Source organism: Paraburkholderia dipogonis (assembly GCF_042680985.1).
Classification (GTDB): domain Bacteria; phylum Pseudomonadota; class Gammaproteobacteria; order Burkholderiales; family Burkholderiaceae; genus Paraburkholderia; species Paraburkholderia phytofirmans.
The window spans coordinates 440,102-449,640 of the sequence record NZ_JBHUFR010000008.1; the positions used below are offsets into that span (position 1 = coordinate 440,102).

The 9,539-nt window shown below is 62.5% G+C and carries 14 protein-coding genes and 1 tRNA gene; 8 read left to right on the forward strand and 7 right to left on the reverse strand.

The window, feature by feature from the left end:
- Nucleotides 1–6: 6 nt before the first annotated feature.
- Nucleotides 7–918: a TetR/AcrR family transcriptional regulator gene (locus ACFSNN_RS12015; protein WP_134456269.1), complete on the reverse strand. Its 912-nt coding sequence runs from the start codon at nucleotides 916–918 to the stop codon at nucleotides 7–9.
- Between the two features lie 137 nt (nucleotides 919–1,055).
- On the opposite strand from ACFSNN_RS12015, the gene ACFSNN_RS12020 reads away from it, so the two are divergent.
- On the forward strand, nucleotides 1,056–2,054 hold the full coding sequence (locus tag ACFSNN_RS12020; protein ID WP_134456270.1) for an NAD-dependent epimerase/dehydratase family protein: 999 nt from the start codon (nucleotides 1,056–1,058) through the stop codon (nucleotides 2,052–2,054).
- A gap of 336 nt (nucleotides 2,055–2,390) precedes the next feature.
- On the opposite strand, the gene ACFSNN_RS12025 is transcribed toward ACFSNN_RS12020, so the two are convergent.
- Entirely contained in the window at nucleotides 2,391–2,852 is a 462-nt protein-coding gene (locus ACFSNN_RS12025) for a DUF1488 family protein (RefSeq protein ID WP_244322740.1), read from the reverse strand.
- Complete coding sequence (locus ACFSNN_RS12030) at nucleotides 2,852–3,130, reverse strand: hypothetical protein (RefSeq protein WP_012432755.1); 279 nt, start codon at nucleotides 3,128–3,130, stop codon at nucleotides 2,852–2,854. The genes ACFSNN_RS12025 and ACFSNN_RS12030 overlap by 1 nt, the downstream gene beginning before the upstream one ends.
- 287 nt (nucleotides 3,131–3,417) lie before the next feature.
- Here ACFSNN_RS12030 and ACFSNN_RS12035 point away from each other — a divergent pair, with 287 nt between their 5' ends.
- Complete coding sequence (locus tag ACFSNN_RS12035; RefSeq protein WP_134456271.1) at nucleotides 3,418–3,609, forward strand: hypothetical protein; 192 nt, start codon at nucleotides 3,418–3,420, stop codon at nucleotides 3,607–3,609.
- Between the two features lie 74 nt (nucleotides 3,610–3,683).
- Nucleotides 3,684–4,076 carry a hypothetical protein gene (locus ACFSNN_RS12040; RefSeq protein ID WP_134456272.1) on the forward strand — a complete coding sequence of 131 codons (393 nt, stop codon included), beginning with the start codon at nucleotides 3,684–3,686 and terminating at the stop codon, nucleotides 4,074–4,076.
- A gap of 31 nt (nucleotides 4,077–4,107) precedes the next feature.
- On the opposite strand, the gene ACFSNN_RS12045 is transcribed toward ACFSNN_RS12040, so the two are convergent.
- A complete protein-coding gene (locus ACFSNN_RS12045) occupies nucleotides 4,108–4,446 on the reverse strand; it encodes a DMT family transporter (RefSeq protein WP_134456273.1) in 339 nt (112 codons plus the stop codon).
- Between the two features lie 4 nt (nucleotides 4,447–4,450).
- Entirely contained in the window at nucleotides 4,451–4,948 is a 498-nt protein-coding gene (locus ACFSNN_RS12050) for a heme-degrading domain-containing protein (protein ID WP_134456274.1), read from the reverse strand.
- A 244-nt stretch (nucleotides 4,949–5,192) separates the two neighbouring features.
- Here ACFSNN_RS12050 and ACFSNN_RS12055 point away from each other — a divergent pair.
- A tRNA-Met gene (locus tag ACFSNN_RS12055) sits at nucleotides 5,193–5,269 on the forward strand.
- A gap of 504 nt (nucleotides 5,270–5,773) precedes the next feature.
- Here ACFSNN_RS12055 and ACFSNN_RS12060 read toward each other — a convergent pair.
- On the reverse strand, nucleotides 5,774–6,046 hold the full coding sequence (locus ACFSNN_RS12060; RefSeq protein ID WP_134456275.1) for a phage tail protein: 273 nt from the start codon (nucleotides 6,044–6,046) through the stop codon (nucleotides 5,774–5,776).
- Nucleotides 6,047–6,161: 115 nt separating this feature from the next.
- Nucleotides 6,162–6,773: a hypothetical protein gene (locus ACFSNN_RS12065; protein ID WP_134456276.1), complete on the reverse strand. Its 612-nt coding sequence runs from the start codon at nucleotides 6,771–6,773 to the stop codon at nucleotides 6,162–6,164.
- Nucleotides 6,774–7,107: 334 nt separating this feature from the next.
- On the opposite strand from ACFSNN_RS12065, the gene ACFSNN_RS12070 reads away from it, so the two are divergent.
- The 4 genes from ACFSNN_RS12070 (at nucleotide 7,108) to ACFSNN_RS12085 (ending at nucleotide 9,514) form a co-directional block, all read left to right on the forward strand.
- Nucleotides 7,108–7,752 (forward strand): PAAR domain-containing protein, encoded by a 645-nt coding sequence (locus ACFSNN_RS12070; RefSeq protein WP_134458876.1) that lies wholly within the window; start codon nucleotides 7,108–7,110, stop codon nucleotides 7,750–7,752.
- Nucleotides 7,753–8,024: 272 nt separating this feature from the next.
- Nucleotides 8,025–8,318, forward strand: coding sequence for a hypothetical protein (locus ACFSNN_RS12075; protein ID WP_208949529.1), 294 nt, complete (start codon nucleotides 8,025–8,027; stop codon nucleotides 8,316–8,318).
- A gap of 22 nt (nucleotides 8,319–8,340) precedes the next feature.
- Nucleotides 8,341–8,922: a PAAR domain-containing protein gene (locus ACFSNN_RS12080; protein WP_134456277.1), complete on the forward strand. Its 582-nt coding sequence runs from the start codon at nucleotides 8,341–8,343 to the stop codon at nucleotides 8,920–8,922.
- Nucleotides 8,912–9,514 (forward strand): type VI secretion system amidase effector protein Tae4, encoded by a 603-nt coding sequence (locus tag ACFSNN_RS12085; RefSeq protein ID WP_134456278.1) that lies wholly within the window; start codon nucleotides 8,912–8,914, stop codon nucleotides 9,512–9,514. The genes ACFSNN_RS12080 and ACFSNN_RS12085 overlap by 11 nt, the downstream gene beginning before the upstream one ends.
- Nucleotides 9,515–9,539: the final 25 nt, after the last annotated feature.

A 9,539-nucleotide genomic window follows, 5' to 3' on the forward strand; every position in this document is an offset into this window, starting at 1 on the left:
ACGTTATCACGCGCTCGTGGTTTTGCGCCTGGCGGGCGGCGCGGTGACGCCACTCGCTGCGGCTTTCGCCGGTTCTCTAGCCAGCGGTTGAGCGGCGCGATGGTTGTCCGGTTGCGCTGCCGATCCGGTACGCGTTTCTGGCGATTTTTTCTTGCGCGTGCCGGCGCTAGCCACGGCGCCCGTCGGCACTTGTTCTGCGCGCGATGCGCCCAACCAGGCGTCGAGCGCAACGCCGACCACCGTGTCGAGCGGGGCGGTCGGAAACACCGGGCACGTCAGATTCAGTGCGACGATGCCGTGCAAGTTTGCCCAGAACGCCTCGGCCCACACCGCCACATCCATCGACGCCGGCAGCCGCCCCGCCGCTTTGAGTTCGTCGAGCGCGGAAATCATGAGGTGCAACGCTGCTTCTCCGGGGTCGGCCTCGGTAGCGGCCGTTTCGCTGCTCGCTTCGTCAGCCGTTGTGGCGTCCGGGTCCTCTCTCGTCGCCGCAGCGCGCGACGCCGCGCCGGCATTGGCCGGATCCGCCGCCTTACCCTTCACCGCGCCGCTCAACGCCGCGTCCGTATAGCTCGGATCTTCCATGAAGATCAGCCGGTACGTTTCCGGATGCGCGACGCCGAACGCCACATACGCCCGGCCGAGCGCCTTGAGCCGCTCGGCCGGGTCGGCAATGCCAGCGAGCGGCACGAACGTTTCCAGCAGGTGCGCATAGCCTTCCGCGCACAACGCCTGCGCGATCTCGTCGCGGCTTGCGAAGTGCAGATAAAGCGTGGCCGGTGAATATTCGATGGCGTCGGCGATTTTGCGCATGGACAACGCGGCAAAGCCTTCGCGCATCACGATGCGCCGCGCGGCATCGAGGATGCGTTCGCGTAGTGCCTGTTTCTGGCGGTTCTTTCGTTCAGCGATTCCCATAACGAACATTCTCGGGTTGACAAACTGAAAAGTCAAATTAAACTGAACACTGTTCACTGAACGATGTTCACTAAATTTCTCACCATCAGTCACACAAATCCGCGGGCGCGATACGGCACCGCTTAAAGGGAGTGGTCATGCAAGTCACAGGCAAGGTGGGTTTATTCGGCGCCGCGGGCGCGGCCGGCCAGGTCATCGCGGCGGCGCTCGGCGCGGCGGGCCGCGACTACCGGGTGGTCGGCCGCTCGCGTGAGCCGCTCGAGGCCGCCTTCGGCCACGATCCGCACGCGGAGATCGTCACGTGGAATCCGGACGACCCCGCTTCGATCCGCGCGGCGTCCCAAGGTCTGCAGACGGTGATTTATCTGGTCGGCGTGCCCTACGACCAGTTCGCCGCGCATCCGCCGCTCATGGAGAGAACGCTTGCGGGCGTGATGGCGGCGGGCGTCGAACGCTTCATTCTGATCGGCACGGTGTATCCGTACGGTCGCGCGCGCGGCAACCCGATCCGCGAAAATCATCCGCGTGAGCCACACACGTTCAAGGGGCAAATGCGCCTCGCGCAGGAAAACCTGGTGCTGGCGGCGCATGGTCACAATGGCCTCTCGACGCTCGTGCTGCGCCTGCCTGACTTCTACGGCCCGAATATCGAGCGCAGCCTGCTGAACGGCGTGTTCGAAGCCGCGGCGAACGGCAAGCGCGCACAGGTGATCGGGCCGGTGGATGTGCCGCATGAATTCATCTATCTGCCGGATATCGGGCCGGTGGTCGAAAAGCTCACGCGCACGCCCGAGGCATATGGACGCTGGTGGCACCTCGCCGGCGCGGGCACCATCACGCAGCGCGAAGTGGCGCGGCAGGCCTATGCGCTGGCGGGCCGCCAACCGAAGCTGATGGTGGCCGGCAAGACGCTCCTGCGCGTGCTCGGCCTGTTCAATCCGCTGATGCGAGAACTGGTGGAAATGAATTACCTGATGACCGAACCGGTCGTGCTCGACGACTCGGCGTTGACCGAACTGATCGGCCCGATCGCCAGAACGTCCTACGAACAAGGGATCCGCCATGCATTCGATGCCGCGCGCGAGGCGGCATCGGCGAATGCGGGAGCGAACGGAGGCGCCGCGAGTGCGGCTTGAACGAGGGCGAGAAGGTCTTCGGGGGGTGGCAAGTGGCGTTGGCGAGCTGCGTGGTGATTCGCGGCGTGCGGCACTACTTCAGGTCAGCGCATGCAATCGCGCCATGGCTCGCACGGCCCGCTCAGTCGCGACTGCTCACCAGCCAGTCGGCGGGGTGGCGGGTGGCGTTGGCTAGCTGCGCAATGATTTGCAGCCGGCGGCGCTTCAGGTTAGCGCATGCAAACGCGCCATGGCTCGCTCAGTTGCAACTGCTCATCAACGATAGCGCGTCTGACCGCCAAGCACCTGAAATTGCGATGCGGCCCGCGTAGCCACATTCTCTTTCGGACAGCGCCATCACCCCGCCACATTGCCCGGCGGAAAGTGGCCGCTCTTCAGCAGCACAGGCGTGCCGTTACTGATCTGCAAGTGCTCGCGCGCGACCGCTTCGATGCGCGGACGTCCGGCGTCGAAAGCGCGCATCCAGCCTTCCAGGTCCTCGGAGTAGGCGCCGAAGTGATCTTCGAGCGCTTCCACGGAAATCGCGCACGGCACCGGTTCGCCGTCCACCAGCGCGGGAAAGACAACGGTCAGATTCGAGTCGCGGTAAGCAGGCGCGTCCGCGGGAAACCGAATTTCCATGGTTGCCTCATCAGAAAGATCCGGCGGGAAACCGGCGCCGGCGAGAACCGGCCGGCCCCGGAGAACGTCGATATGGTACTCGCGCGGCTGGACCGAGGTCCAGCCTGCGGCCGCGCTTTCATCAGCGGTTTTGCCGACCCGCCCGGCGACGCTTTGCTGCACCTTACGCCCCGCCATCAAGCGCCTCCCAGCAAGCGGTCGATGTAATCGCGCGCCGCCTGCTCGACGAAGGCGAGCGCCTCCTCCTCGCTGCCGAAGCGCTGGCCATCGCCGAGTTCGAGCAAGGTTTCCATGCGATGAGGATCGTCCGGACCGTGTTCAGCCAGGCTCACCGAACCGACGTAAGTCCCGCTCGCGCTGCCTGCGGTCGTGGCCGGCGCGTCGGCCGCCGGCACGAGGCGCGCGGCGGCGCTGATGTAGTAACCGCGATAAGGGCCGCTGACCCGTTCAGCCATATTCGTTCTCCTCGTTGCAATTCAGGGTGGATGCCGGGCGCAGCGCCGTTCGATGCGCCGGCCTGTGCGTCGACCTTCATGTCGCGCGTTGCGTCCGTGCGGCCGGTGCGTCGCCCGCATTGGCGCACGGCCAACCAGTATGTAAGGCGCGTCGCGAGCCGATTAGTTCTGCCGCGCCGCCCGGCGATGCAACCGATCGCACTTGTTCGGCCCGCGCCGGTCGAACTGGATCATCGGCACGGACCGTGCTGCCACGAAGACGCCTTTTCGAGTTCAGCGAGCGCAATATGGGAAAATATTTTCTGCAAAACCACGAATTGCCCGAGCCGGATGCGGCGAACACATGGTTTGCGTACGCCGAAAGTCACGGCATCGACATTCCAAAAGCCATCAGCATCTGGGAAGACGCGGCCACGAAAGAAGGCGAGGAAAGCCGCCGGATGGTCAGCGCGGCGGGCATCACGATCGAAACGCCGTGAGCTTTTCCCGAGCGCCGACAGGCGCTCCCGGTCCACGTGGCGACCCGAATATCAATCTGAAAGGAAACATCACGATGCATTTCATGACGCAACTGCGCCGCGCCGGCCGCTTCAACCGCCTTCGAAACGGCGCAGCGCTTGCTCTCGTTCGCCGCAGCACGCTCGCGGCCGCCCTGCCCGCCGCCGTGCTGCTCGGCGCGGCGAGCCTCGCCGGCTGCGCATCGTCGAACACCACGTCGCTGATCAATCTGCCGAACGGCCAGACCGGCTTCGCCGTGAATTGCAGCGGCGCCGACGCCGCTTCCAGCTGGGCGTCGTGCTATGTGCAGGCCGGCAAGGCCTGCGGCGCGACGGGCTACGACATCGTGTCCAAAGACAATGACGAAGGCGGCACGGCGGGCGGCAGCGTCACGAACGTCGTCTCGGCTAACGTGAAAAACCGTTCGATGATCGTGCGCTGCAAATAAGCACCCGCGGCGCCTGTGGCGATGCGACGGCTCAGTGCGCCTGCATCTTCGAAAACATGTTCAGCACGGCCACCCCGGCAATGATCAGCCCGAGTCCGATAACGGCCGGCAAGTCGGGCATCTGCCGGTACAGCAGCACCGCGACCAGGGTGATCAGCACGATGCCGGCGCCGGACCACACCGCGTAGACGATGCCGACCGGAATGCTCTTGAGCGTGAGCGACAGGCAATAGAACGCCACGCCATAGCCGAGCACGACCACCGCCGAAGGCAGCAACCGCGAGAAACCCTCCGACGCCCGCATCGCGGAGGTCGCGATCACTTCGGCCACGATGGCGATGCCGAGCAAGGCATAAGGAGGCAGCCGCATCGGCTCAGGCCTTTGCAAGCGCGAGCTTGCTGTAGTCGTGGCCGAGATGCGCGCACAGCGCTTCCACCACCAGTTCGTGATCGGCGCGCTGCGGCAGACCCGACACCGTGATCGAACCGATCACGCCCGCGTGCGCCACCGTCAACGGAAACGCGCCGCCATGCGACGCGTATTCCGAGGCGGCCAAGGCGTGCTTGTCCGCGAGCGTGCCGCCGGCCTGCTGTAACTTCAGGCCGATCGCGTACGAACTGCGCCGGAAATGCGCGACCGTGTTGCTCTTGCGGCGCACCCAGTCGACATTGTCTGGCGTGGCGCCGTCGAGCAGACTGAAGAACAGCGGCTGACCGAAGGTGCGCACGTCGATTGCGACGGGGATACCGCGCGCCTTGGCGACCTCGTGCAGATAGGCGCCGACTTGCCACGCGCGGTCGGCGTCGAATTGTGGGAACACCAGCGTGTGTTCCTGAGCGGCAATCACTTGCAGATCGTGAGCGATATCCATGGAGTTCAGAACAAGGTAAGAGAGGTAGCGCGCGCGGCCGCGCGTGCGGGGCGATGTCGCGCGAGGAACCTGAATTCTAGCGCAGCGCCTTAGGCGGGCCTTCCGGCATGCGACGCAAGCCATGCGCGCGGCGACTTCAGCGCTCGCGCGCCGATACATGACTCCTGGCTCCTGGTTTGAAGCCGGTTCTTAAATAGCTATTGCAACCCTATGCGCTTTGTTCTATAATCTTTTCTTCGACGGACGCGGGGTGGAGCAGTCTGGCAGCTCGTCGGGCTCATAACCCGAAGGTCGTAGGTTCAAATCCTACCCCCGCAACCAGTAGCACCAAGGCTTACAGCCGGTTTGTGTATCCGTTCGAAGCGCTCTGAATTCACCGTTAGGGCAAACTGAGGGCAAAGCTTGCGCATTCTATGCGAAGTTGCCCGCAAACTGAAACCCGCCTAGTGCGGGTTTTTTGTTGTCTTTTGTCGCAGAGCAACCTCTTCCACGAGGAGCCGACTTGTCCGCAATTCTGTTCGACGGTAACGATTCAGCCTATCTCACATGGTTGCATACGCATCCACATGGCGTTGTGCTGAACCGCCGTCGCAACGGAAGATCGAGCAGCTACCCGCCCTACGCCGCTACGCGCCCGCACAAACGGTGGTCGTGTTCAATTACGCACAGGACATGGGTTAAAGATCATGGACAGGTATTGGGAAGCCAACAGTTCGACGCAGGCGCCGCCCAAGCCCGCGACTACGGCGGGCGGATATCCGACTGACGGCAATCTGGCGGCCGCCATTCCGCCGACGACGCCCGGCGCGTGGTGGTATTACGCCATCAGCGAGGAACTGCGCAACGCGATTGGCGCACCTGTCGGCGCAGCGTCACCGAGAGTTTGCCCGGCGTGGCGCGCTCGATCGTGAACGATCGCTTGATAGCGCTTGCCTTGATGTTGTAACCATCCGCGCGCACCATCCGGCCGCTGGCTGTGCGCGCCTGCTGCGCCGTCTTGTTGAGCGCCCGCACGATCGCACGTATTTCGTCCTTCGGGTTCAGGCTCGCGCCCGCCGTAATCTCGCGGGTGGTCGCTAGCAGAGAGAGCCCGGACATGGTGCCGCGAAACTGTGGTCGACGACGCCCCCCATAAATCGGCCGCCGTGAGTCTGAAACTCGCGCCGGTACTAGCTTTGGGCAGGTCGACGAACCGCTGCTAACCGGCCCGGTTTCAGGCGGCCCGCGCGTGCGCGTCGTTCGCTGCGCTTGCGTTCGAATCCGCCAGAATGCCCGCCTCGCGCAAGTGCGTATCTATGCGCTCGCTCGCGTGATCGAAGCGGCCTTGTGTGTGCCGGTTCCCAACTAATTCCGCTTCGATGATTCCGACGTGAGCCGCCACGGTGAGCCGATGCACGCCGCAGCGTTCCGCGAGGCTTACCGCCGTCTCCTTCGTCCGCGTGAGCACATTAGCCACGATCGCACGGTGTAGCCACTCATTCGCCGCTTTGCCCGTGAGCAACGGCGCGACGTGTGCGAGCGTTGCGCGCATGGCGTCTTCCCATTCGGGATTGGGATAGCTGCCCGAACAGCAGCGCGTGCCACATGAGCACTTGAGCGCTCGCGGCGCATAGGCGATGACGAGTAGCGCACGCGATAGCGGCGCGAGTCGGTCGAGCTGGCGCCGCACGCGCGCGGCCTGCGCCGTGGCATCGGTGCCCGTAAGTGTGGACGGTGACGGCACGCCTTGATGGAGCACGCCGAGCGAGGACATACCGCCGCGCTCTACGGCGTGGCGCAACGCATCGCGCAAGGCGGCGGCGTGACTGGCGTAGAGGTCGCGCATGGTGAGCTTTTCCGGGAGAGGTACGGCCAGAAACGACAAAGCCCGCATTGCGCGGGCTTCGAAATTTCGGACAAATTCAGAGCGTCCGAATAATTCGCCATATTAGGCTGGATTTGTCGTATGTCAAATCATATTCGCGCGGTTATGCACCCTGCATTGATCGCGCCCCTTTTCGTCTTTGTCTGATTTCCGTCTGTTTCGAACGCGAAGCACGATGACCCACGCGGGAGAAATTTAGCTCGCTACTGCACCGCCAGTCGCGTTACCGGGCGGATCGTCTTCTTCTTTTCGTAAAGGGCTGTAAATGTTGGAACAGGAACAATGCAAGGGGACAATGTATGCATTCGCGACGCTGGGCGCGCGCACCGAGCGCGGCGGCCGGGTTACACCGGGTTCGGGTAACGAATATTGCGGGCTTCCTATCGCGTGCGTTGGCGATATCGTCACCTATGCCGATGGTAGCGAAGCGGTGATTATGGACGGCGCAGGATACGCCGCCGTCATAGAAGGGCGTCCCGCTGCGCTGGTTGGAAGCAGTTTGAGCAACGGCGACCGGATCGTGGAAACCCCGTGGGGGCATCTCGATACGGGGCTATTCATTCGCGAAGGCGAGGAACCGCCCGGCCTGTTTGATGCGGACTGGTGGCCGCCCAGGGGTGAGCTTCCGCAACGCTTCGCGGTGCGCGGCGCAACGACGCCACGCGGCGGCGTGTTGCTTGAAGTAACGGGCGACTATGAAGTAAGAGACGTACATCGGCACGTGGCGCGCATTGGTGATTTCGTCCAGACCCGGACGGCGCGCGCGCGCATCGTTACGGGCGTCGGCATTCCTGGCGATACTAAACACGCTTACGGTGTCGTCGGCAGTCTGCTAGATAACGGCGATTCCATCAACGATAGCCCGCACGGCGAACCGCGCACATCAACCGCCTTTGTTCCCGTCGATGAACATGGCGCATTGATTGGCGAGGCAGCATGAGGCGCGCATTCCTTGGTGTAGGTGATCGGGCCGGGGAAGCGATGGTTACGGAAGGTCTTGATTCCGTTTCATGCTCGAACCCGCCGCCGCGTGTGCAAATCTCAACGCTCTACATGAAGACGTGGTGCAGCGCTTGCAAGCAGGAAGGCCACATAGCGCCTAGGGGGCCGCGTTGGCCTGGCACCGGGCCGAACGGCCGGCAATGGGCGCTAAGTGGCGATATCAACATATGCGGTTGCACGCCGCCGCCTGTGTTTTTCGCCGAGCGAAGCATGCATATGGTCTTCACGTCGGAGGAAATCGACCGCCTGACCGTGAAGAACGTTGCGGGCGCATCAATCGGTGTTGCAACCGCAGCGGCTTACGACGAACAGGTACGGGCCTCTGGCGTTCAATCCGCACTTGTCGGCTATCCGTTCTTCATCGAAACGTCGGCGGGCGCGGTGCATAGTGGGCGCGTAGATGCTCGCGGATTGTTGCCGCGGGTGTTCACCGATGACGCCGCTTCTTATACGGTCTATTGGGGCGATGAAGCGCTCGCCATGAAAGCCGAGCGTTCCGCATGAGCGCGACACGGGAGACGCAAGCATGAGCATTTACTATGCAATCGTTGAAGGTGATCCGCTTGATAACGGAAACGGCTATGTTCTGACGGGCTCCGAATACAGCCTGATTGATAACGATAAAGGCCGTCACCGCAAACAGACGCACTTAGGCCAACTAGCCTATTGCGGCGTATGCCAGTCGAGCGGGTCGATTCTTGCGAAGGCACAGATTCGGGACTCCCTGCGAGGCTACGACGCGAGGCTCCAAGCCTACGAAGCCGTAGACGGCGATATGGTCCTCTGCAAGTGCGAACGACACCCGCGCGTAATGGCGTGTTACGCGCGCAGCGTTATGTACATAGACGAAGGCCGCACATCGCCCGTCGTTGCGCAATCCGCTACGCATTCGAGCCGGACATACGACGAACAGGTAACGGCAAGCGCGCGCGGCGTTTCGTTGCAGGGCTATCCGTTCCTTATCGAAACATCGGACGGGCAAACCGTATGCGGTCGTGCCGATGGTAACGGCCGTTTGCCTCGCATCTACACCGATAGCGCAAGCAGTTATGCGATTCATTGGGGCGACGATGCCCTAAGCCATGAAGGATGGAGTAATGCCGAATAAGAAAACCGTTGTGCACACGAACAACACGCTAGGCTCGATAAAGGAAGTTCCATTAAAGGCCGTGACCTTCGCCGAGCTTTGGGCAAACTATCCGAGTGGAAACCCATACGACAACCCCGCATACGACAATCAATGCGCCATTCGCATGAGCGTTACGCTTCATCGCGTCGGTGTAAACATGAAGTCGTTTTCGTCATCGTTGGTCCGGCCTTCTTCCGGTCAGCCGAGCATCGGCCGCATTATCTTAGATGGCAAGGCAACCGCGACGCGAGCCGATGAAATGGGACAATGGCTCAAACTGCAACCCTTTGCCGGACTTCCTAAAGCTGAGAACATCACCGGGCCGAACTGGCAAGATAAGATCAAGGGGCGTACCGGGATTGTCCAGTTTTCGCAATATTGGACACGCGATGGCGAGCGCTCAGATAGTGCGAGCGGCGGCCATATTGATTTATGGAACGGTAGCAAACTGACGTCCCCAAGTGCCGGGGGGGCGATAGATACCTTCATGCGCTTCACGCTCGGCATATCGTCGGCGTGGTACTCCGACTTAGACAAATCAAAGCAGATTCTCTTTTGGGAAATCAAGTGAAGCGCGTCGCGTGGTCAATCGCTTA